General features: G+C 60.9%; 19 protein-coding genes. 9 read left to right on the top strand and 10 right to left on the bottom strand.

The genetic code is table 11. The features are described 5' to 3' along the window. Positions 1 to 39: 39 nt before the first annotated feature. Together ACLD1Y_RS26540 and ACLD1Y_RS26535 are read right to left on the bottom strand one after the other, a co-directional pair. Positions 40 to 420, bottom strand: coding sequence for a YbaN family protein (locus ACLD1Y_RS26540; protein WP_429480691.1), 381 nt, complete (start codon positions 418 to 420; stop codon positions 40 to 42). Between the two features lie 20 nt (positions 421 to 440). Beyond that, on the bottom strand, positions 441 to 1,028 hold the full coding sequence (locus tag ACLD1Y_RS26535) for a UPF0149 family protein (RefSeq protein ID WP_429480690.1): 588 nt from the start codon (positions 1,026 to 1,028) through the stop codon (positions 441 to 443). 265 nt (positions 1,029 to 1,293) lie between these two features. On the opposite strand from ACLD1Y_RS26535, the gene recQ reads away from it, so the two are divergent. Further along, positions 1,294 to 3,420, top strand: a complete 2,127-nt coding sequence (gene recQ, locus ACLD1Y_RS26530; RefSeq protein WP_429480689.1) for a DNA helicase RecQ — start codon at positions 1,294 to 1,296, stop codon at positions 3,418 to 3,420. Positions 3,421 to 3,541: 121 nt separating this feature from the next. Next, positions 3,542 to 3,976 (top strand): MarR family transcriptional regulator, encoded by a 435-nt coding sequence (locus tag ACLD1Y_RS26525; protein WP_429480688.1) that lies wholly within the window; start codon positions 3,542 to 3,544, stop codon positions 3,974 to 3,976. Between the two features lie 169 nt (positions 3,977 to 4,145). Here ACLD1Y_RS26525 and ACLD1Y_RS26520 read toward each other — a convergent pair whose 3' ends face one another. Then, a complete protein-coding gene (locus tag ACLD1Y_RS26520; protein ID WP_429480728.1) occupies positions 4,146 to 6,335 on the bottom strand; it encodes a patatin-like phospholipase family protein in 2,190 nt (729 codons plus the stop codon). Positions 6,336 to 6,419: 84 nt separating this feature from the next. On the opposite strand from ACLD1Y_RS26520, the gene ACLD1Y_RS26515 reads away from it, so the two are divergent. Continuing rightward, positions 6,420 to 6,707, top strand: a complete 288-nt coding sequence (locus ACLD1Y_RS26515) for a SelT/SelW/SelH family protein (protein ID WP_429480687.1) — start codon at positions 6,420 to 6,422, stop codon at positions 6,705 to 6,707. Between the two features lie 38 nt (positions 6,708 to 6,745). Here ACLD1Y_RS26515 and ACLD1Y_RS26510 read toward each other — a convergent pair whose 3' ends face one another. The 4 genes from ACLD1Y_RS26510 to ACLD1Y_RS26495 all read right to left on the bottom strand — a co-directional run bounded on the left by ACLD1Y_RS26510 (position 6,746) and on the right by ACLD1Y_RS26495 (position 11,768). Beyond that, positions 6,746 to 7,024, bottom strand: a complete 279-nt coding sequence (locus tag ACLD1Y_RS26510) for a hypothetical protein (RefSeq protein ID WP_429480686.1) — start codon at positions 7,022 to 7,024, stop codon at positions 6,746 to 6,748. Between the two features lie 160 nt (positions 7,025 to 7,184). Next, positions 7,185 to 9,815, bottom strand: a complete 2,631-nt coding sequence (locus ACLD1Y_RS26505) for a hypothetical protein (protein ID WP_429480685.1) — start codon at positions 9,813 to 9,815, stop codon at positions 7,185 to 7,187. A 219-nt stretch (positions 9,816 to 10,034) separates the two neighbouring features. Then, positions 10,035 to 10,919 carry a DMT family transporter gene (locus tag ACLD1Y_RS26500; RefSeq protein ID WP_429480684.1) on the bottom strand — a complete coding sequence of 295 codons (885 nt, stop codon included), beginning with the start codon at positions 10,917 to 10,919 and terminating at the stop codon, positions 10,035 to 10,037. A 99-nt stretch (positions 10,920 to 11,018) separates the two neighbouring features. Next, positions 11,019 to 11,768: an AraC family transcriptional regulator gene (locus ACLD1Y_RS26495; protein WP_429480683.1), complete on the bottom strand. Its 750-nt coding sequence runs from the start codon at positions 11,766 to 11,768 to the stop codon at positions 11,019 to 11,021. A 136-nt stretch (positions 11,769 to 11,904) separates the two neighbouring features. Here ACLD1Y_RS26495 and ACLD1Y_RS26490 point away from each other — a divergent pair, with 136 nt between their 5' ends. Continuing rightward, positions 11,905 to 12,714: a UDP-2,3-diacylglucosamine diphosphatase gene (locus ACLD1Y_RS26490; protein WP_025855848.1), complete on the top strand. Its 810-nt coding sequence runs from the start codon at positions 11,905 to 11,907 to the stop codon at positions 12,712 to 12,714. 126 nt (positions 12,715 to 12,840) lie between these two features. Here the strand turns inward: ACLD1Y_RS26490 and ACLD1Y_RS26485 are convergent, their stop codons facing one another. The 3 genes from ACLD1Y_RS26485 to phhA form a co-directional block, all read right to left on the bottom strand. Next, complete coding sequence (locus ACLD1Y_RS26485) at positions 12,841 to 14,034, bottom strand: amino acid aminotransferase (RefSeq protein WP_429480682.1); 1,194 nt, start codon at positions 14,032 to 14,034, stop codon at positions 12,841 to 12,843. Then, complete coding sequence (locus ACLD1Y_RS26480; protein ID WP_105523117.1) at positions 14,034 to 14,390, bottom strand: 4a-hydroxytetrahydrobiopterin dehydratase; 357 nt, start codon at positions 14,388 to 14,390, stop codon at positions 14,034 to 14,036. The genes ACLD1Y_RS26485 and ACLD1Y_RS26480 overlap by 1 nt, the downstream gene beginning before the upstream one ends. A gap of 99 nt (positions 14,391 to 14,489) precedes the next feature. Further along, complete coding sequence (gene phhA / locus ACLD1Y_RS26475; RefSeq protein ID WP_429480681.1) at positions 14,490 to 15,281, bottom strand: phenylalanine 4-monooxygenase; 792 nt, start codon at positions 15,279 to 15,281, stop codon at positions 14,490 to 14,492. Between the two features lie 257 nt (positions 15,282 to 15,538). Between phhA and ACLD1Y_RS26470 the strand changes: the two genes are divergently transcribed. The 5 genes from ACLD1Y_RS26470 to ACLD1Y_RS26450 all read left to right on the top strand — a co-directional run bounded on the left by ACLD1Y_RS26470 (position 15,539) and on the right by ACLD1Y_RS26450 (position 20,883). Continuing rightward, positions 15,539 to 17,101: a sigma-54-dependent transcriptional regulator gene (locus tag ACLD1Y_RS26470; protein WP_429480680.1), complete on the top strand. Its 1,563-nt coding sequence runs from the start codon at positions 15,539 to 15,541 to the stop codon at positions 17,099 to 17,101. 328 nt (positions 17,102 to 17,429) lie between these two features. Continuing rightward, complete coding sequence (locus ACLD1Y_RS26465; protein ID WP_429480679.1) at positions 17,430 to 18,170, top strand: flagellar basal body rod protein FlgF; 741 nt, start codon at positions 17,430 to 17,432, stop codon at positions 18,168 to 18,170. 62 nt (positions 18,171 to 18,232) lie between these two features. Then, complete coding sequence (gene flgG / locus ACLD1Y_RS26460) at positions 18,233 to 19,018, top strand: flagellar basal-body rod protein FlgG (RefSeq protein ID WP_005790105.1); 786 nt, start codon at positions 18,233 to 18,235, stop codon at positions 19,016 to 19,018. A 53-nt stretch (positions 19,019 to 19,071) separates the two neighbouring features. Further along, positions 19,072 to 19,767 (top strand): flagellar basal body L-ring protein FlgH, encoded by a 696-nt coding sequence (flgH, locus tag ACLD1Y_RS26455; RefSeq protein WP_429480678.1) that lies wholly within the window; start codon positions 19,072 to 19,074, stop codon positions 19,765 to 19,767. Between the two features lie 27 nt (positions 19,768 to 19,794). Next, positions 19,795 to 20,883, top strand: a complete 1,089-nt coding sequence (locus ACLD1Y_RS26450) for a flagellar basal body P-ring protein FlgI (protein WP_162163609.1) — start codon at positions 19,795 to 19,797, stop codon at positions 20,881 to 20,883.

Below are 20,883 nucleotides of genomic sequence, written 5' to 3'. Positions count from 1 at the left end.
GCTTGGGGTTAGTCAGTGTCGACCAAGGTCGTGTGGGTTTTAATGCCGCAGGGTCTTTTGGCGCAGGATATAGATCGTCACCAGCACGGCACTGGTCAGCATGAAGCCGCGTGCCCACGGTAGTGGCACCAGATAGCAGGAAAAACCGATGCTCAGCCACATCAGGCCAATGGCGTAGACCTTGCCTTTGAGCGGGATGCCATTGCCCTCCAGATAGTCGCGGATCCACGGGCCCAGGCGCGGGTGTTCCACCAGCCAGTGGTAGAAGCGCGGGGAGCTTCGAGCGAAGCAGGCGGCGGCGAGGAGCAGGAAGGGTGTGGTCGGCAATACCGGTAGGAAAATGCCGATCACGCCCAGCGCTACGCTCAGCCAGCCGATGGCCAGCAGCACGTAACGCAGGAGCAGTGAGCGATTGCCCATGGGTGTCACGGGCAAGCGACTCAGTGGTGACGTGGCTTGAGGATCGCCGGTTTTTCGTCAGGAGCGTTGCACAGCAGGTACAGGGCGGTGAGGGCTTCCGGGATCTGTACGATCATGTCGTCCATCAGGTTGGCGTCGGAAGCGATGTCGGCGAACTCTGGCTGATCATCGAACAGGCCCGAACCGACCATGATCGGCAGCAGCATTTCGCTGACTTCTTCCTCGGCGGTTTCGAACCAGGCGGCCTCGCGCAGGAACACGCCTTCCATAAAGCCAATGCACCAGCCGCGCAGATCGGAATCGTCCGGGTCTTCACCCAGGTCCAGCTCGCACGGCAGCTCGAACTCCTCGTCGGAGGCCAGTTGGCGACCGATGTGGGCCTTGAGGGCCAGCAGGGTGGATTCGATTTCTTCACGCTGGGCAGCGTCGGTGTAGTGAGGTTCTTCGGCGAACAGCGCGTCGATCCACTCGCGGTCAGGTACGGGCTCGGCACAGATGGACAGGGCGGTCAGGTAGCCGTGGGCGGCCACGTAGTCCAGCGCCTCGTCATGCAGCTCATCGGCGTCGAGGAAGGCTTGCAGGCGGGTTAGTTGCTCAGCGAAGGACATTGAAGGACTACCTTGGGAATAAACGATGCTGAATTCTAGGCCTTCTTGAGCCCTCAGGCCAGCCACAGTGCATTTTAGATGGCGGCCGCTATTCGTCAGCGGCGCCCTTTGCTGGGAGTCGCTCGGGTATACTGCCGCGTTTTGTGATGCCCTTGCAGGCCAAGCGCCAGCCCGTGAAAACTCCGCTTACGGATTAATTTCCGTGAAATCGCGTTTTTTCGGCCAGCCTGTACTGAGGGATTTCGGCACTATTTTGGAGTTTTACATGCTCGAGCAGGCTCAACGCGTCCTCAAGGACATCTTCGGCTACGACAGTTTTCGTGGCCGCCAGGGTGCGATCATTGAGCGCGTGGCCAGTGGCGGTGATGCCCTGGTCCTGATGCCTACCGGCGGCGGCAAGTCCTTGTGCTTTCAGGTGCCGGCGTTGCTGCGTAATGGCCTGGCGGTGGTGGTGTCGCCGTTGATCGCCTTGATGGACGACCAGGTGGCTACCCTTGAGGAACTTGGCGTTGCCGCCGCTTCGTTGAACTCCACCCTCAGCGCCGAGCAACAGCGTGACCTGGCCGCGCGGATCAAGCGCGGTGAAGTGAAAATGCTCTACCTGGCGCCCGAGCGCTTGGTGCAGCCACGCATGCTGGCGTTCCTGCAGAGCCTGGAAATCGCCCTGTTTGCCATCGATGAAGCCCACTGCGTCTCGCAATGGGGCCACGACTTCCGTCGCGAGTACCTGCAACTGGGGCAATTGGCCGAGCTGTTCCCCGATGTGCCGCGTATCGCCCTGACCGCCACAGCCGACAAACGCACCCGCGAAGAGATCGTCGAACGCCTGCATTTGCAGAACGCTGAGCGTTTCCTGTCGAGTTTCGACCGGCCGAATATTTTCTACCGCATCGTCCCCAAAGAGCAGCCGCGCAAGCAGTTGCTGGCGTTCCTGTCCGAGCGGCGCAGCGACGCGGGCATTGTCTATTGCCTGTCGCGCAAGAAGGTCGATGAGGTCGCCGCGTTCCTGTGTGAACAAGGCTACCCGGCACTGCCGTATCACGCCGGGCTGCCCAATGAAACGCGCTCGGCCCACCAGAAGCGCTTCCTCAACGAGGAAGGCCTGATCATGGTCGCGACCATTGCCTTCGGTATGGGCATCGACAAATCCAACGTACGTTTTGTCGCCCACATGGACCTGCCCAAATCCCTTGAGGCGTACTACCAGGAAACCGGGCGTGCCGGCCGTGATGGCCTGCCGGCGGATGCCTGGATGGTCTACGGCCTGCAAGACGTGGTGATGCTCAAGCAGATGCTGCAGAACTCCGAAGGCGACGAGCGCCACAAGCGTCTGGAGCAGCACAAGCTCGATGCCATGCTCTCGCTGTGCGAAGAAACCCGCTGCCGCCGTCAGACCTTGCTGGCGTACTTCGACGAAGACATGCCCGAGCCCTGCGGCCACTGCGACAACTGCACCGATGGTGTGCAGACCTGGGACGCCACTGAACCTGCGCGTCAAGGCCTGTCCGCTATCTATCGCACTGGCCAGCGCTACGGCGTGGGCCACTTGGTGGATGTGCTGTTGGGCAAGGACAACGAAAAAGTCCGCAGCTTCGGCCACGAAAAGCTCTCGGTCTATGGCGTGGGCAAGGCCCGCGCCGAGGGCGAATGGCGCTCGTTGTTCCGCCAGATGGTCGCCCGTGGCCTGGTGGATATCGACATTGAAGGGTACGGCGGCCTGCGCCTGAACGACAGTTGCCGCCCGCTGCTCAAGGGCGAAGTGAGCCTGGAGCTGCGCCGCGACCTCAAGCCGCAGACCACCGCCAAGACCAGCACCAGCCAGGCCAGCCAGCTTGTACGCGGCGAAGAGCGCGAACAATGGGAAGCCCTGCGCACCCTGCGGCGCAAATTGGCCCAGGAACACAGCGTGCCGCCGTACGTTATTTTCCCCGACTCCACCTTGCTGGAGATGCTGCGCGAGCAGCCCACCTCTATGGCGGAGATGGCGCGGGTCAGCGGCGTGGGTGCACGCAAGCTGGAGCGCTACGGTCAGGCGTTCCTCGAAGTGCTCGGCGGCCAGGCCGAAGCGCCGAAGGAAGTCGCCGATATCCGTCACGAACTGATCAGCCTGGCGCGTGCTGGCATGACCCCAATCCAGATCGCCGGGCAGTTGCAATGTTCGGAAAAAAACGTCTACACATTGTTGGCCGAGTCCATAGGCCAGCAGCAGTTGTCGCTGGAGCAGGCCCTTGATCTGCCAGAGGATTTACTCGGCGAAATCCAGGATGCGTTCCTCGATGGCGAAGGCGAACTGCCACCGGTCGCCGAGATCGCGCCCCTGTTTACCGGGCGTGTGCCGGAGGGTGTTTTGTACTGTGTGCGGGCGGCTTTACAGTCTGAATTCGAAATTTAGTGCGCCAATTACGACAATGTAACGAATCAGTACATAGCGACGCTTGCCTACTGGCATGGCTCATGCTTAGCTGACTAATAATTAGCCACACTTTATTTTCAGTCTAAACCATGAGTTTTTTATGCCGTTAACCGATCAACACCGCTTTGGCATGCAGTTGGCGCAAATGTCCCGAGGTTGGCGCGCCGAGCTGGACCGCCGCCTGGCGGGGCTGGGTTTGTCCCAGGCGCGCTGGCTGGTGCTGCTGCACTTGGCGCGATTCGAAGAAGCACCCACTCAGCGTGAACTGGCACAAAGTGTCGGTGTAGAAGGGCCAACCCTGGCCCGTTTGCTCGACAGCCTAGAAAGCCAAGGCCTGGTACAACGCCAGGCGGTGGTGGAAGACCGCCGTGCCAAGCGTATTCTTTTGTGTGATACCGCCCGTCCGTTGATCGACCAGATCGAGACCATCGCCACGCAGTTGCGTTGCGAGCTGTTTGAAGGGGTGGATGAAGAGGATATGAAGGTGTGCATGCGGGTGCACGGGCACATTCTTGCGAATCTGGAAAAGTCCTGATCTCGGATACAGCGCAGATCAAAATGTGGGAGGGGGCTTGCTGTGGTGAGCGGGCTTGCCCCGCGCTGGGCTGCGAAGCAGCCCCATTCGATCTCCAGTGAAACCGTCGGGGGACAAGCCCCCTCACCACAGCAAGCCCGCTCCCACATTTGGTTTGTGTTCGATGTTCCTAGAACGTCTGGCCCAGGTTCAGATACACCGCCTTCTGATTATCATCGTTAAACCCATAGCTGAAGTTCAGCGGCCCCAACGGCGTATCGAACCCCAGGAAGATACTCGCCGCATTGATGTACCCACTGTCGAACTCATTGTCGTTGTTCCACGCCCGGCCTCTCTCCAGCGACGCCCCCAGGTACAGCGGGAAATCCAACGGCAAATACGAACGCGGTGTCAGTCGGCGGTAGTACACGGCCCGCATCAGGCTGACGTTCTGCCCCGAGATCGCATCCTCGCGAAAGCCCGACAACTGCCGCGCACCACCCAGCAGGAAGCTGGAAATCACCACGTCGGATTTGTCCAGCGTCCTCCCGTAACGCCCGCCCAGCACCAGCGTGTCCGGCCCGCTGCTCATGGCCTTGTCCAACTTAAACTCCCACTGGCGGTAGCGTTGGTCCGAGCCCAGCCCAGGTTCGAATTCCCGGTAGGCCAAGCCAATGTCCTCGCCGGTGTGGGGGAAGTACACGTTGTCCAGGGAGTCGAAGGAGTACTTCAACTCATAGAACCCTTCGTTGAAACTCACGCTGGGCAGGTCGCGGTCGCCGATGCGCACGTCTGCCTTGCCCCAGGCCTCACCGACACCAAAGCGGATCTCGCCACTGTTGCCGATCTGGCGCCCCACGTTCAGGCCGAAACCGTAGCGTTCCAGGCGGTATTCGGAGACGGGGTCGTTGTCCAGGATCAGCTCCACATTCTGCGCCTGGGCCCTGATATAGGGCGCGACGAAGTACCGCGAGCCGGTGTCCATCGGCTGGTAGAACTCGCTGTACAGCTCCTGCCGGTCACCAATCTGCACCCGCGTCAGCCATTCGGCACCGAGGCGGTTGATGCCGTTCATGCGGTAGCTGGCACCGAGGTTGAAGGCGCTGTCGCCGCGCATGTCGTCCGAGAGGTTCAGGCCCAGGCGCAGGTAATCGGTGCCGCTGCGCTTGCCCCGTGCGCTGATCACCAGGGTGTTGTCCGGGCCTTTCTTGATCACGCGGTATTGCACCTGCTCGAAGTAATCCAGGCCGTACAAGGTGCCCATGTCGGTTTGCAGGCGACCCAGGTTGAGCGGCTCGCCCAGGGGTTGGCGAATGTAGTAACGGATTACGTCATCGCTGACTTTCGAGTCGTTTTCCACGTTGATCGCGGTGATCACCGGCGTGCGTTCGCCTGGGGTACGTGCGGCCACCAGTTCCGGGTCGATGGGTTCGGCGGGACGCAGGTGGGCCAGGCGCAGGTCGAGGGCGCGGGTGGCGCGGTAGCCGGCGTCGATCATGTCCTTGGCGCGGCCGAAGTCGGTCACGCCAAAGGCCGACAGCGGCGGTTGGATCAGCACGTCCTTGGGGTGTAGGGCCTTGAGTTGCTCTTCGGAATTGCGCCGGGTCATCAGGGTGATGGACTGGTTGAGCACATCCACCACCGTGGCCAGTTGCTTGCGCGAACGTAGCGGGGTGCCGATGTCTACCACGATGGCGATGTCCACGCCCATCTCCCGCGCCACATCCAGCGGGATGTTGTCGGTCATGCCACCGTCCACCAGCAGGCGCCCGTCCAGTTCCACCGGGGCGAACACCGCCGGGATCGACATGCTGGCGCGAATGACCTGGGGCAGGTGGCCCTTGCTGAACACCACCTTTTCGCCGGTGGTGATATCGGTGGCCACGGCGCGGAAGGGAATGGGCAGCTTGTCGAAATTACGCGTGTTGCTGCTGTGGGCGAACATGCTTTCCAGCAGCAACGCGAGGTTCTGGCCTTGGATCACGCCCAGTGGCAAACCCAGGCTGCCGTCGTCGCGAAAGCTTAGCTTTTGCTTGACCAGGAAGTCCCGGTCGTCCTGTTTGCGGCGGAACGGCACGTCTTCCCGTGGCGGCGCGTCGGACAGTGCCTGTTGCCAGTCGATGTTCAGCGCGAGTTTTTCCAGCTCATCGATCTTGTAGCCCGAGGCATACAGCCCTCCGATCACGGCGCCCATGCTGGTGCCGGCAATCGCATCGATCTGGATACCTTGCTCTTCCAGCGCCTTGAGCACGCCGATATGGGCCAGGCCACGGGCGGCGCCACCGGACAACACCAGGCCGATTTTCGGGCGTGGGGTTTCAACGGCTTGGGCGAGGAGGGGCAGCAGGCACAGCAGCAGGCAGGACAACAGGCGGCGCATCATGAATCTCGGGGCTGGGCGATAAAGGCCGGTATTATAGCCACCCGTTCATCCGAGCCCGTTATGCCAGGAGCCTCTCAAATTATGTCCGTGAGCAAACCCGAGATCGTCATCACCTATTGCACCCAATGCCAATGGCTGTTGCGCGCCGCATGGCTGGCCCAGGAACTGCTAAGCACGTTCAGCGATGACTTGGGCAAAGTGTCGTTGGAGCCGGCTACCGGAGGTGCATTTCGCATCACCTGCGATGGCGTGCAGGTCTGGGAGCGCAAGGCCGACGGCGGCTTCCCCGAGGCCAAGGTGCTCAAGCAACGCGTGCGCGACCAGATCGACCCACAGCGCGACCTGGGGCACAACGACCGTACTTCGTGAGGGTCACCGCCCAGTGATGGGCGATGACCAGGCGGCGATCAGGCGGCCATTTTTTGCTTGATGAAGCCAATTATCCAAGTCAGCACCAAGCCACCTACGCCACCGCCGACGATGTTGCTGGCGACCGCTGCGATGTCCAGCGCCTCGCCGCTGGAGGTGCCGAAGAATGCCGAGGCGATTTGCCCCAGTATCAAGCCGCCGATACCGCCGAGGAGGGTGTTGAACCCGGTGCCCAATGTCTGTTTGCTCATGCCGGCCAAGTTACCGCCGACGGCACCGCTGATGATCTGAACCAGTACGCTGATGATGGTTTCCATGGTGAAGCTCCTGCATAGCGTTAGGGAGTGACCACTCGCTTGCAGCAACTTCAAACGTCATGGCTGTCGTCGAGAAGTCCTTATCCGGTAACGACGACAGACTGTTGCGGATGGGCAGAGTATAGATCAGGCCGCCAAAGCGGCCTGGATGCCAGTACGGCTAGGGGGGCGTGATGGTCAGGGTCTTGGAGGCCGTTACCTGGTTCATGCCGACCCCGGCGTTCACTGAAACCACTGCCGAGGTGGATTGCTGAGTGTTCGGCGCGGTGATCGTCAGTGTGCGGGTGTTGCTCGGCGTACCGAAGAACCCGGTCGGTATTCTCCAGCTGTAGCGAAGCGTTCCTGCGGGCGGGTTGGTGACCTGCGCGGTCAGGGTCACGGTCTGGTTGGGCGCTAGGGTGTCAGGCCCGATGATGCTGACCTGCGGCAAGTTGGCGGTCACGGTCAGCGGTTGCGACAGGCGCAGTTGCTGGCCCTTGGTGTCCGAGACCAGCACCTCTATCTGCCCCGCCGTATCCTGGCTGACCGCGGGTGCAAAACCGCTGAATACGGGTTGGTCGAGGGCTCCGGTAAAGCCATTGGGCTGTAGGGTCCAGGCATAGTGCAGACCCCCACCATTGACGTCCTTGACGTCGGTGCTGAACCCAACTTCCCTGCCGCCGATCACGGAGGCGGGCGCCATCAAGGTGCCTGTCAGTGGTTGTGCTGCCTGCGGCGCGGGAGTGACCAGAACGGATTTTGACCAATAAAATCCTGTCACCGTCCGGTCACTGGGGTAAGGCACCTGAGCGGTTCCCCCCACTTCAACCTTGACGACTTTGTTCGTGGTCACGCGTGGCGCAGTCACGGTGATGGTGTAGGGCGCGTTGACGTCGGTTTTCTCCTGGATGCCAGGGAAGAGATCTGGTGCTATCCATCGAACCTGATACCCGGTGTTTCCATAACGCCTGGGCACCACGGTGAACGCCGCGGTCTGCCCGGAGACGATACTGTCGGGCACGTTCCAGGTCGCCGAATAGGTCTTGTCTGTGGTGTAGATACCGACGATGGAGCTACTACGTGTCAGCGTATCGGTCACGCCATTACTGTCCTGGGTCGAGAGGGTTACGGAGGTGGTGGGCGGTGCGGGTTGATGCCAGTAGGCACCGCTTCTCGCCGGGACATCCACTTTCAGTACACCCGTTTGGGGATCCACGCTGCGCACGATTAATGGCGGCGCGACTTTCCAGGAGAACACGACGTTTTTTGCCGCAGAATTGAGCACCGGTGTGTAGGTCTGCGTGTGATTGCTCCTAAGGCCGCCGAAGGCCGCGCCCCTATCGCCTGCGGCCAGGCCGGCGCCTTCAATGCGCTTGATCGTCGGGCCTGTCGGGTCAGGCGGGAAGCCATTGGCATAGTCCTTCAACATTTTATCGACAGCAGCCTTCACGTCCGGTTGCCTGCCACGATTCATCGCGTGGTCGGCGTCGGCCAAATTGTGGCCGGTCTCAACCAGTAATTGGCGCATGACCTTGGGTGGCACAGGGCCCAGGCCATGGGCAAAGGCAATACTTTGGATTTTTGCCACCGCGCCAGCGACTATCCATGCAGAGAGCTTGTAGGACAGCGGGTTGTCAGCGTCGTAGCGGGTGTAGAGGTTTTTCACGCCGGGTTGGTAACCGGCAGCCTGAATTTTCGTTGCCCACGTCGACAGGTTGATTCGGCTACCGTAGTTGGCGCCAACGGCGGTGCCGGTCATGGGGTTGACGCTGCCTACTAAAATGCTGCCATCGGCATTTCTGGGAGAAAAGTTACCCTGCAAGTTAGGGTTGTCCAGATTGACCGGCATAAAGCCGCCCGGAAATTGAGGCTCCCAGCTATCCGCCAGCTTTTGCACACCGCCACCCGCGCTGGTAATGACATGAACTCCCATTTTTTCAGTCAGGTATTCGATATTGCGGGTATAGCTGGAACGTATGTTGGGATCTGGTGCCGCCAATGCCAATGGCAGCGTGCAGGAGGTGCCACCGGGACACACGTTGCCTGGGAAGTAGTGGGGCATGTTTTCGGACGTGAGTGCATCAATCACGACCACATCGCCCGGTTTCAAATCGGCGCCATAGATCGTGTTGAAGTAAATGCTCCCCATCCATGACGATGGAGTGGCCATCAGCTGTGCGTCCGGCACAATCCCCAGTTTTTTGTCCGCAATGATCCCGGCCGCCTGGGTGCCGCTGTTTCCTACGGTCCAGTAGAGGCTGCACGCCAGGCGTTGCGCAGGAAGCATCGGGGAAAAAGAACTGTGCGGGAGGTTTTCGTGGGTTTTGTCCCAATAGCTCTCGCTGGCAATCAGGACGCGGGCATATTCGCCCCGAGCACCAGGCATGTTCTGCAGCGCTTCAGCGTTGATCCCACCTAACCGATAGCCTTGGGTGGGGGTCGGTCCCAGCAGATAGAGCGGCGGGGCAGGAATGGCATTGCGTTTGAGACTGACAGGTTTGCCTGAATTCGCCTCTGGCGCGTTGTCCAGTACTCGGACTTCGGCCGATGCTACAAGAGGGTTGGCCCGCAGGGTCTGCAACACTTTCGCCAACCGAGTGTCGGACAAGGCGTGGGTGTCCACGAAAAATTGTCGGTACACACCATACCTGGCTTGATCGTCACGCTGGCCCTGGCTGATTGTCGATAACTGGCGCAACGTTTGGCTAATCTCGGGAACCTCTCTGGCCAGTGAGTCCAGTTGGGTTTTGAGCGCCGAGTCGTTGTCTGCGTTCTGTTTTAGCTCAGCCAAACCCTGATTCAGTTCCAGCATAAGGGTGCGTTCTTGAGCACCGACGTGCGCGACCAAGCATGAAGCCATGAAAAGTGTCAGGGTGAAGCGAAGTATGCCCCTGTCCATTTGAGTCACCTGCATGTTGCGTCAATGGGATGACCACTCGCATGCAGTAACTACTAAAAGGACCATGACTGTCGTCGAGGAGTCGTTATCCAGGAAACGACGACAGACTGTTACGGATGGGCAGAGTATAGATCAGGCCGTTGCCGCGGGCTGTTTGGCCTGGCTGGCACTGCCCATCAGCCCGGACAGCACGATGGCCACGATGATCAGCGCGCCCCCTAACAACATGCGCAGGGTCGGGGTTTCGGCGAAGAGCAACCAGGCCACGGTGATGCCGTACACCGGCTCCATGGCAAACACCACCGACGCCGTGCGTGCCTTGATCACCGCCAGGCTGGCGACAAACAGGCTGTGGGCCAGGCCGGTGCAGAACACCCCCAGTAAACCGATCCACAACCAGTCAATGCCGCGCACATCCGCCAGCCCAGGCGCTGCCACGGGTAATAGCAGGGCCGCGACCACCACGTTCTGGCACAGCGCTGCCTGCACGGCGGGAATTCTCCCGGAGCTGGCGCGGTTGTTCAGCGACAGCAGGGAGAACAGCAAGCCCGAGGCGATCCCCCAGAGCAGGCCGCCGGTGGCTTCGCTGGCGAGGTTGAAATCCGGGGTCACCAGCACCAGGCCGATGCTCACCAGAACCACCAGCAGCACTTCATTGGCGCGGATGCGCTCGCGAAAAATCAGCCCTTCCAGGATCACGGTAAACGCGGGAAACGCGGTAAAGCCCAGGGTAGCGACGGCAACGCCGCCGACCTTGACCGCAATGAAAAACGTCACCCAATGCGCGGCCAGCAGCACGCCGCTGACCAGCAGGCGGCGCCAGTCGCGTGATTGGAGTGTCTTCCAGGTGGTGTTGCTGGCAAAGCGGGCAAATACCGCCAGGGCAATCACGGCAAACGCGGCGCGACCAAACACGATGATGGCCGGCGAGGCGGCTGCCAGTTTGCCAAATACGCCGGTGAGGCCAAACATCAATGCGCCGATATGCAGGGCGCCGAGGGCTGAACGGGGAGTCATTGCGATCCTTGAGGCAAGCGGGTGACAGAGGGGCAGTCTAGCGGCTCGCCTGTGGGGGTGTCTGTCGTGCAGCTCGCGATGTTTATCGCGGGACTCTTCCTACGCGCTGCGGCGTAAGGCCCCCGGTGAGGCGCCAAACTCGCGCAACACGGCCGCCGCAAATGCACTTTGCGAGCTGTAGCCGACGCGCTCAGCGATCTCGCCGATGGGCAGCGGTGTACGGCGCAACAGGTCCAGGGCCATGTGCAGGCGGCGGCTGCGGATATAGTCCATCGGCGTCTGCCCGCATTCGGCCATGAACCGCGCATGCAGGCGCGCCACCGACAGGTCGGCGATGCGCGCAAGGTCCGCCACTTGCAGCGGATGCGCCGCATGGCGCTGGATATGTGCATTGAACGCGGCATAGGGCAGCCGTCGTCCGGGAACCGGTTGCGCCATAGGATGATTAAGGCTGGCCAGCAACAGCACTGCGCCTTGCTGCACGATCAGCGGGTCATCCACCGGGCTGTGCGCCAGCCATTGCACTAACTGCTGTTGCCGCGCATCCAGCGTCAGGCGTGCCGGTTGATCGAGCAAGCGGCGGCTCGCATCGGCGTGCTCACCCAACGATTGCACCACCCAATGTTCGGTGGGCACATCCAGCACCAGGCAACGGCTGCCGTCGCGGCTGTCGCAGACGTGGTGGGCGCAGTAGGGCAGGACCATCACGCTGCTGTCGCGCACTTGGCTACCCACACCGTCGACCTCAAAGTCCAGGTGCCCGGACAGGCCGAACACCAACTGCGCATGGTCATGGCTGTGGGCGATGGGGGCTTGGGTGTAGTGGCGTAGCGTGAGGATCGGTCTCATCGCGGTCTCCTGGGCAGGCTGTCGCAGTCTACAACGCTTCGCGCCCGCTGGGCGCTGTCATCAGACTGACCCACAGTTGTCATGGGCTATTAATCGCCGGGGCGCAAGCTCGCGAAAACAGCGTCGAGGGATGCCCATGACCAGTGCCGAGTTCACCAAGCCCAGCCGTAAGCAGCGGGTTCGTACCCTGTGGATTTCCGACGTGCACCTGGGCACCCGGGATTGCCAGGCCGAACATTTGTCGCAGTTCCTCAAGGGCTACCACGCCGACAAGGTCTACCTGGTGGGCGATATCATCGATGGTTGGAAACTGCGCGGCGGCATGTATTGGCCCCAGGCGCACACCAACGTGATCCGCCGGCTGCTGACCATGGCCAAGCGCGGCACCGAGGTGATCTACGTCACCGGCAACCATGACGAGTTTCTGCGCCGTTACTCCAAGCTGATCCTGGGCAATATCCAACTGGTGGACGAGGCGGTGCACGTGACGGCCGATGGTCGCCATCTGTTGGTGATCCACGGCGACCAGTTCGACGTGATCACCCGCTACCACCGCTGGCTGGCGTTTCTCGGTGACTCGGCCTACGAATTTACCCTCACCCTGAATCGCTGGCTCAACCATTGGCGTGCGCGCTATGGCTACGGCTATTGGTCGTTGTCGGCGTACCTGAAACACAAGGTGAAGACGGCGGTGAACTTCATCAGCGACTTCGAAGAAGCCATCGCCCATGAAGTGACCAAGCGCGAATTGCACGGTGTGGTCTGCGGGCATATTCACCATGCGGAGATTCGCAAGGTCGGCGAGGTGGACTACCTCAACTGCGGGGATTGGGTGGAGTCGTGCACGGCGTTGATCGAGCACTGGGATGGCAGTATCGAGTTGTATCGGTTGGCGGATGCACAGGCCAAGGAGGCACAGCTAAAGGCTGAGATGGTTGCTGGCTAGCGTCGGACTCGGTCCAAAATGTGGGAGCGGGCTTGCTCGCGAATGCGGTGTGTCATCCAACACATCAGGTGACTGATCTACCGCATTCGCGAGCAAGCCCGCTCCCCCAGTTTTGATTGGGTTTCGTCAGTTGGAGACGTCGGCGATTGCAGTTGCGAGCAATGTAAGGCGTGTTGCATCAATGCCGGCCACATTCGCCCGCCCCGAGTTCACCATATACACACTGTGCTTCTCCCGCAGTTGCTTGACCTGCTCGGCACTCAGCCCGGTATAGGAAAACATCCCGCGCTGCTCGCCAATATGCGCAAATCGCTCAGCCAGCCCGTGTGGCGCCAATGCCTCCACCAACCCGGAGCGCAACTGCGCAATCCGCGAGCGCATGGTTTCCACTTCGTCGCTCCACAGTTTTTTCAGCTCGGCATCACCCAGGATGGTCGCGACCACTGCCGCGCCGTGATCCGGCGGCGTCGACCACAGGTTACGGGCGATATTGGCCAATTGGCTGCGCACATCCGTCAGCTTCTCGGCGTCCGCCGCGCACACGATCAACGCGCCAACGCGGTCGCTGTACAGGCCAAAATTCTTTGAGCAGGAACTGGTGACCAGTACTTCCGGCAATTCGCTGGCAAACAAACGCACCGCCCAGGCGTCTTGTTCCAGGCCATCGCCAAAGCCCTGGTAGGCGAAGTCGATCAGCGGCAGCAACTGGCGCTCACGCACGATCTGCAATACCTGGCGCCAGTCGTCCTGGGACAGGTCGAAACCGGTTGGGTTATGACAGCAAGCGTGCAGCAGCACCACGTCGCCGTGCGGGACGGTGGCGAGGGTCGCGAGCATCGCCGCCACATCCAGGCGATTGTCCGCGCCCACGTAGGGGTAGTGGCTGACCTTCAGCCCGGCCTTGGCGAAGATGCTTTCGTGGATCGGCCAGGTCGGGTTGCTCAGCCATACGCCACGGCCGGGCAGGCTGTGGGCGATAAAGTCGGCGCTCAGGCGCAGGGCGCCGGTGCCGCCGGGTGTTTGCGTGGCGCCGGCGCGACGCTCACGGATCAGGGCTGAATCGGCGCCCAGCACCAGTTCGCTGATCAGCGTGCCAAACGCCGCATTGCCGTGACCGCCGATATAGGTCTTGGTCGCTTGCGTGTCTACCAGGCGTTGCTCGGCCAGCTTTACCGAATGGGGAATCGGCGTAAGGCCTTGGTCGTCCTTGTAGACGCCCACGCCCAAGTCGAATTTGTTCGGGTTGCTGTCCTGGGCATACAGGTCCATCAGGCCCAGGATCGGGTCGCCGGGCACGCGGGGAATGGTGTCGAAATGCATTACTTGCGGCCCTCGGCGTCCTTGGCCACGTCGTCGGTGCGGGCGGCCATGATGAAGTCGTTGCGGTGCAGGCCCTTGATGGAGTGGCTCCACCAGGTCACGGTGACCTTGCCCCATTCGGTGAGCAGGCCTGGGTGATGGCCTTCGGCTTCGGAGATTTCACCCATGGCGTTGGTAAAGGCCAGGGCGAACTTGAAGTTCTTGAACAGGAAAACCTTTTCCAGCTGCATCACGCCGTCGCGCACTTCGATGTTCCAGTCGGGGATCTGCTTGATCAGTACCGGCAACTCTTCATCGCTGACTTGCGGGGCATCGGCGCGGCAGGCTTCGCAGTGGGCTTGGTTCAAGGTGGTCATGTGGAAATGTCCTGAATTCGAGTAGATGAAGGTCAGTAGCGTCACCCTAAAGCAACGCGGGGCCAGGGAACAGACTCACCTGGCGTTGAAAATCGAGGGTTAGGCCGCTTTGGGCTTCGGTGGAAACTTTGGCGCGTGCAAGCCCAGCTGCATGCCACGCTCGACCATGCCCATGATGTCTTCCTGGGCCACTTCGAACAGGCGCTTGAGATTGGGCAGCACGAAGTACAGCGGTTGCAGGATGTCGATGCGATACGGCGTGCGCATCGCTTCCAGCGGGTCGAACACCTGGTGTTCGGGCTCGGACGACAGGCTGTACACCGTCTCCTTGGGCGACGACAAAATGCCGCCACCGTAGATGCGCCGGCCTTCGGGTGTGTCCACCAGGCCAAACTCGATGGTCATCCAGTACAGCCGCGCCAGGTACACCCGTTGCTCCTTGGTGGCCGCCAGGCCGAGCTTGCCGTAGGTATGGGTGAATTCGGCAAACCAGGGGTTGGTCAGCAGCGGGCAGTGGCCAAAGATCTCATGGAAAATATCCGGCTCTTGCAGGTAGTCCAGTTCTTCACGGGTGCGAATAAAGGTCGCCACCGGAAACTGCTTGCCGGCGAGCAATTCGAAGAAGGTCTGGAAGGGGATCAGCGCCGGCACCCGGGCGACTTGCCAGCCGGTAGTTTCGGCCAGCACTTTATTGATTTCACCCAACTGCGGAATGCGGTCATGGGGCAGGCCGAGCTTGTCGATGCCGTCCAGGTATTCCTGGCAGGCGCGGCCTTCGATCACTTTCAACTGGCGCGTGATCAGGGTATTCCACACCGCATGTTCTTCGGGCGGGTAGTGGATAAAACCTTGCGCATCGGGCTCGCGGGCCACGTAGTGCGTCTGCTTCATACGGCTCTCCTGCTAGGCATTCGTTCTTGTTATGTCCTGGGATGAACGTATTAATAACCCGGCAGCGGCGAGATTCCATCGGGGTTTAAGCGCGTCCTGTAGGAAAATGTACTGATTTTTGTAAAGTATTCGTTACGATTGTGCGGCTAGCTGTTGCGTTGGGCTGGGAAAGCGTCACAAGGTGTCACATAATCTTGACGACTATCTGCGCCCAGCGACAAAAAGACGCGGCGCCTACCCACTTTTCGGGCCTCTTCATGCGTATCAAAGTGCACTGCCAGAACCGCATCGGCATCCTGCGGGACATCCTCAACCTGCTGGTGGAATACGGCGTCAACGTCGCCAAGGGCGAGGTCGGCGGCGAGCATGGCAATGCCATCTACCTGTTCTGCCCGAACCTGGTGAACATGCAGTTCCAGGCGCTGCGCCCGCAATTTGAAGCGATCGCCGGGGTGTTTGGCGTCAAAAGGGTAGGGCTGATGCCCAGCGAACGTCGGCATATGGAGCTCAATGCACTGCTCGGTGCCTTGGAGTTTCCGGTACTGTCCATCGACATGGGCGGCTCGATTGTCGCGGCCAACCGTGCGGCAGCGCAGTTGCTCGGGGTGCGGGTGGACGAGGTGCCGGGTATTCCGTTGTCGCGCTATGCCGAGGATTTCGACTTGCCGGAGCTGGTGCGGGCGAGCAAATCGCGCATCAATGGCCTGCGGGTCAAGGTCAAGGGTGACGTGTTCTTGGCGGACATCGCGCCGTTGCAATCTTCCGAACACGATGACAGCGAGGCCATGGCGGGCGCCGTGCTCACGCTGCATCGCGCTGACCGCGTCGGCGAGCGTATCTACAACGTGCGCAAGCAGGAGCTGCGCGGTTTTGACAGCATCTTCCAAAGCTCCAAGGTCATGGCCGCCGTGGTGCGTGAAGCCCGGCGCATGGCGCCGCTGGATGCACCGCTATTAATAGAAGGCGAAACCGGTACCGGTAAAGAGTTGCTGGCGCGCGCCTGTCACCTGGCCAGCCCCCGTGGGCAATCCCCATTGATGGCGCTCAACTGCGCCGGCTTGCCGGAATCGATGGCCGAGACTGAGCTGTTCGGTTACGGGCCGGGTGCGTTTGAAGGGGCGCGGGCCGAAGGCAAGTTGGGGCTGCTGGAGTTGACGGCGGGCGGTACGTTGTTTCTCGATGGCGTGGGGGAAATGAGTGCGCGCTTACAGGTGAAGTTACTGCGTTTTTTGCAGGACGGCTGCTTCCGTCGCGTAGGCAGTGATGAGGAGGTGTACCTGGATGTGCGGGTAATCTGTGCGACCCAGGTGGACTTGTCTGAGCTGTGTGCCCGTGGGGAGTTTCGCCAGGACCTCTATCACCGCTTGAACGTGCTGTCGCTGCACATTCCGCCGCTGCGCGAATGCCTGGATGGGCTGGCGCCGTTGGTTGATCACTTTCTTGACCAAGCCAGCCGGCAGATTGGTTGCCCGCTGCCCAAACTCGCGCCTGCTGCCATGGATAAGCTCGGCCATTACCATTGGCCGGGCAATGTGCGGCAGTTGGAAAACGTGTTGTTCCAGGCGGTGTCGTTGTGTGACGGCGGTACGGTGAAGGCTGAGCATATTCGTTTGCCGGACTATGGCGTGCGTCAGCCGCTTGGCGATTTTTCGCTGGAGGGTGGGTTGGAGGCGATTGTCGGTCGCTTTGAAAAGGCGGTGTTGGAAAGCCTTTATGCAGAGCACTCAAGCAGTCGGCAGCTCGGCAAACGCTTGGGCGTATCCCACACCACTATTGCCAACAAACTGCGGGATTACGAAATTCTTAAGGCCGACAAATAATCCCCTGACACAACTGGGTCAAAAATGTGGGAGCGGGCTTGCTCGCGAATGCGGTAGATCAGATACAGATGTCTAACCTGACACACCGCTATCGGGGGCAAGCCCCCTCCCACATTTGAACTCCTCCATATTTAAGGCTGCGGCTTGCCGATAGCGGCAGTAGTCCGCCGTTTTTTCGACTCTCACCCCGCGCCCTTTTTCTGACACCCACCCGCAAACCCTTGCCCCGCCTGCATCTCACCCTGTTTTGAAAAGTTGGTTCGCAAATTGCTTAAGCCTCCTCAGTACAGCGGTGGGCGGCAAGCGTCCGTCAGAAAGAGGAAAGAGCGTGGACAAGTACCTTTATGTGGCAATGACCGGCGCCAGCCAGAATGCTCTGGCGCAGAAGGCCCATGCCAACAACCTGGCGAACATTTCCACCAACGGTTTTCAGCGTGACCTGGAGCAGGCGCGTTCGATGCCGGTGTTCGGCGACAGCTTTCCGGCGCGGGCGTTTGCCCTCACCGAACGCCCAGCCACCGACTTCACCCCTGGCGCCATGATCGAAACTGGCCGTGACCTGGACGTGGCCGTCAGCGGCGACGGCTGGATGGCCGTGCAGACCCCGGACGGCAGCGAAGCCTACGTGCGCAGCGCCAGCATGAACGTCGATGCATTGGGCGTGCTGCGGGCCGGCAACGGTATGCCGATCATGGGCAACGGCGGCCCGATTGCCGTACCGCCGCAGCAAAAAATCGAAGTGGGCGCCGACGGCACCATCAGTATCCGCGCCATGGGCGAAGGCCCGCGGGTAATGGCGGAAGTGGACCGCATCAAGCTGGTCCAGCCCGACCTCAAAAATATGACTAAAGGCCTGGATGGCACCATCCACACCAAGGATGGCCAGCCGGCCCAGGCCGATGCGAACGTCAAGCTGACCTCGGGTTTCCTGCAGGCGAGCAACGTCAATGCCGTGGAAGAAATGACGGCGGTGCTGGCGCTTTCCAAGCAGTTCGAGCTGCACATCAAAATGATGAACAGCGCGAAGGAAGACGACCAGGCCATGACGCGCGTCATGCAGATCAGCTGATTGCCGCCCACTAACTAATTTGTGATGTCGCGCCAACAAACAGGCGCACAGAGGAGAACAACATGCTTCCGGCTCTATGGGTTGCCAAAACAGGTTTGTCCGCCCAGGACACCAACCTGACCACCATTTCCAACAACTTGGCCAACGTGTCGACCACGGGTTTCAAACGTGACCGCGCCGAGTTCCAGGACTTGCTCTATCAGATCAAGAAGCAGCCGGGCGCCCAGTCGACCCAGGACAGCGAACTGCCGTCGGGCCTGCAATTGGGTACCGGTGTGCAGATTGTTGGCACCCAGAAGAACTTCAGCGCCGGTAACCTGCAACAGACCGGCCAGCCGCTGGACATGGCCATCAACGGCCGTGGTTTCTTCCAGATCCTGCAACCGGATGGCACCACCTCCTACACCCGTGACGGTACCTTCCACCTGGACTCCAATGGCCAGATCGTGACCGCCAACGGTTTTGCCCTGGAGCCGGCCGTAGTGGTTCCGGCAGATGCCAAGACCTTCACCGTCGGCAACGACGGCACTGTGTCGATCACCGTGGCCGGTAACCCTGCCTCGCAAGTGATCGGCAACCTGCAAACCGCCGACTTCATCAACCCGGCCGGCCTGCAAGCCATGGGCAACAACCTGTTCCTGGAAACCGCCTCCAGTGGCGCGCCGCAAATCGGCACCCCTGGCCTGAACGGTTTCGGCACGACGCTGCAAAGCACCCTGGAAACGTCCAACGTGAGCACCGTTGAAGAGATGGTCAACATGATCACCACTCAGCGCGCCTACGAGATGAACTCCAAGGTGATCTCCACCGCCGACCAGATGCTCTCGTTCGTCACGCAGAATCTGTAATCAAGTCTATGGGGCGCTCTTGAGGGCGCCTGCAACACCGTGAGGTTAGGGTCATGAATCGCTACGTTTCTGTTTTGGCACTGAGTGGGATTGCCGTGCTCGCGGGCTGTGTCGCCCCGACGCCAAAGCCCAATGACCCGTACTACGCGCCGGTGTTGCCACGTACACCGTTGCCGGCTGCGGCCAACAATGGCTCGATCTACCAGGCCGGTTTCGAACAGAACCTGTACAGCGACCGCAAGGCGTTCCGGGTCGGTGACATCATCACCATCACCCTGAACGAGAAGACCCAGGCCAGCAAGAACGCCAACTCGCAGATCGGCAAGACCAGCAAGACCAGCGTCGGCCTGACCTCCTTGTTTGGCGGCATTCCGAACACCAACAACCCACTGGGCAGCGGCGACCTGAGCCTGGATGCCGGCTACAGCGGCGACCGTGCCACCAATGGCAAGAGTGCGGCGGCCCAAGGCAACACCCTGACCGGCTCGATCACCGTAACCGTGGCCGATGTGTTGCCCAACGGCATCATCGCCGTACGCGGTGAAAAGTGGATGACCCTCAATACCGGTGACGAACTGGTGCGCATCGCCGGCATGGTCCGCGCCGATGACATCGCCACCGACAACACCGTGTCGTCCACGCGGATTGCCGATGCGCGCATTACCTACTCGGGTACGGGTTCGTTTGCTGACGCGAGCCAGCCGGGCTGGTTCGACCGTTTCTTCCTTAGCCCGCTGTTCCCTTTCTAGGTGGCCACTTTGAACCTCAAACAGCTGATGGCAGCGGCACTCTTGCTGTGCTTGAGCGCCGTCGCCCAGGCCGAGCGTCTGAAAGACATCGCCAGTATTTCCGGCGTGCGTTCCAACCAGTTGATCGGCTACGGCCTGGTGGTGGGGCTTAACGGTACGGGTGACCAGACCACTCAAACCCCGTTCACCTTGCAGACCTTCAACAACATGCTCTCGCAGTTCGGCATCAAGGTGCCGGCGGGCTCCGGCAACGTGCAGCTCAAGAACGTGGCGGCGGTGTCTATCAGTGCCGACTTGCCGGCGTTCTCCAAGCCGGGCCAGGTGGTGGACATTACCGTGTCGTCCATCGGTAACTCGAAAAGCCTGCGCGGCGGCACTCTGTTGATGACGCCGCTCAAGGGTATCGACGGCAATGTCTACGCCATCGCCCAGGGCAACCTGGTGGTGGGCGGCTTTGACGCCGAAGGTCGCGACGGTTCGAAGATCACCGTCAACGTACCCTCGGCCGGGCGGATCCCCGGTGGTGCCACGGTAGAGCGCACCGTGCCGAGCGGCTTCAACCAGGGCAACAGCCTGACCCTTAACCTCAACCGTTCCGACTTCACCACCGCCAAGCGCGTGGTCGATAAGATCAACGACATGCTCGGCCCTGGCGTGGCCCAGGCCATCGACGGCGGTTCGATCCGCGTCACCGCGCCGCTGGACCCAAGCCAGCGTGTGGACTACTTGTCGATCCTGGAAAACCTCGAAGTCGACCCGGGCCAGGCGGTGGCCAAAGTCATCATCAACTCGCGCACCGGCACCATCGTGATCGGCCAGAACGTCAAGGTATCGCCAGCGGCGGTGACCCACGGCAGCCTGACCGTGACCATCACCGAAGACCCGATCGTCAGCCAGCCTGGGCCGTTGTCCAATGGCCAGACGGCGGTAGTGCCGCGTTCACGGGTCAACGCCCAGCAAGAAGCCAAGCCGATGTTCAAATTCGGCCCCGGCACCACCCTGGATGAGATTGTCCGTGCGGTGAACCAGGTGGGCGCAGCGCCCGGCGACTTGATGGCGATCCTTGAAGCACTGAAACAGGCCGGCGCCTTGCAAGCCGACCTGATCGTGATCTGA

The sequence above is a fragment of the Pseudomonas sp. 18175 genome (assembly GCF_050432925.1).
GTDB lineage: Bacteria > Pseudomonadota > Gammaproteobacteria > Pseudomonadales > Pseudomonadaceae > Aquipseudomonas.
The sequence above is the reverse complement of the archived record's forward strand: the minus strand, read 5'-3'. Positions and strand labels throughout refer to the sequence as shown.

Excerpts from the sequence above, each read along its gene's own strand:
- ACLD1Y_RS26540 (WP_429480691.1), bottom strand. The coding sequence starts at position 420 with ATGGGCAATCGCTCACTGCTCCTGCGTTACGTGCTGCTGGCCATCGGC.
- ACLD1Y_RS26535 (WP_429480690.1), bottom strand. The coding sequence starts at position 1,028 with ATGTCCTTCGCTGAGCAACTAACCCGCCTGCAAGCCTTCCTCGACGCC.
- recQ (WP_429480689.1), top strand. The coding sequence starts at position 1,294 with ATGCTCGAGCAGGCTCAACGCGTCCTCAAGGACATCTTCGGCTACGAC.
- ACLD1Y_RS26525 (WP_429480688.1), top strand. The coding sequence starts at position 3,542 with ATGCCGTTAACCGATCAACACCGCTTTGGCATGCAGTTGGCGCAAATG.
- ACLD1Y_RS26520 (WP_429480728.1), bottom strand. The coding sequence starts at position 6,335 with ATGCGCCGCCTGTTGTCCTGCCTGCTGCTGTGCCTGCTGCCCCTCCTC.
- ACLD1Y_RS26515 (WP_429480687.1), top strand. The coding sequence starts at position 6,420 with ATGTCCGTGAGCAAACCCGAGATCGTCATCACCTATTGCACCCAATGC.
- ACLD1Y_RS26510 (WP_429480686.1), bottom strand. The coding sequence starts at position 7,024 with ATGGAAACCATCATCAGCGTACTGGTTCAGATCATCAGCGGTGCCGTC.
- ACLD1Y_RS26505 (WP_429480685.1), bottom strand. The coding sequence starts at position 9,815 with ATGCTGGAACTGAATCAGGGTTTGGCTGAGCTAAAACAGAACGCAGAC.
- ACLD1Y_RS26500 (WP_429480684.1), bottom strand. The coding sequence starts at position 10,919 with ATGACTCCCCGTTCAGCCCTCGGCGCCCTGCATATCGGCGCATTGATG.
- ACLD1Y_RS26495 (WP_429480683.1), bottom strand. The coding sequence starts at position 11,768 with ATGAGACCGATCCTCACGCTACGCCACTACACCCAAGCCCCCATCGCC.
- ACLD1Y_RS26490 (WP_025855848.1), top strand. The coding sequence starts at position 11,905 with ATGACCAGTGCCGAGTTCACCAAGCCCAGCCGTAAGCAGCGGGTTCGT.
- ACLD1Y_RS26485 (WP_429480682.1), bottom strand. The coding sequence starts at position 14,034 with ATGCATTTCGACACCATTCCCCGCGTGCCCGGCGACCCGATCCTGGGC.
- ACLD1Y_RS26480 (WP_105523117.1), bottom strand. The coding sequence starts at position 14,390 with ATGACCACCTTGAACCAAGCCCACTGCGAAGCCTGCCGCGCCGATGCC.
- phhA (WP_429480681.1), bottom strand. The coding sequence starts at position 15,281 with ATGAAGCAGACGCACTACGTGGCCCGCGAGCCCGATGCGCAAGGTTTT.
- ACLD1Y_RS26470 (WP_429480680.1), top strand. The coding sequence starts at position 15,539 with ATGCGTATCAAAGTGCACTGCCAGAACCGCATCGGCATCCTGCGGGAC.
- flgG (WP_005790105.1), top strand. The coding sequence starts at position 18,233 with ATGCTTCCGGCTCTATGGGTTGCCAAAACAGGTTTGTCCGCCCAGGAC.
- flgH (WP_429480678.1), top strand. The coding sequence starts at position 19,072 with ATGAATCGCTACGTTTCTGTTTTGGCACTGAGTGGGATTGCCGTGCTC.
- ACLD1Y_RS26450 (WP_162163609.1), top strand. The coding sequence starts at position 19,795 with ATGGCAGCGGCACTCTTGCTGTGCTTGAGCGCCGTCGCCCAGGCCGAG.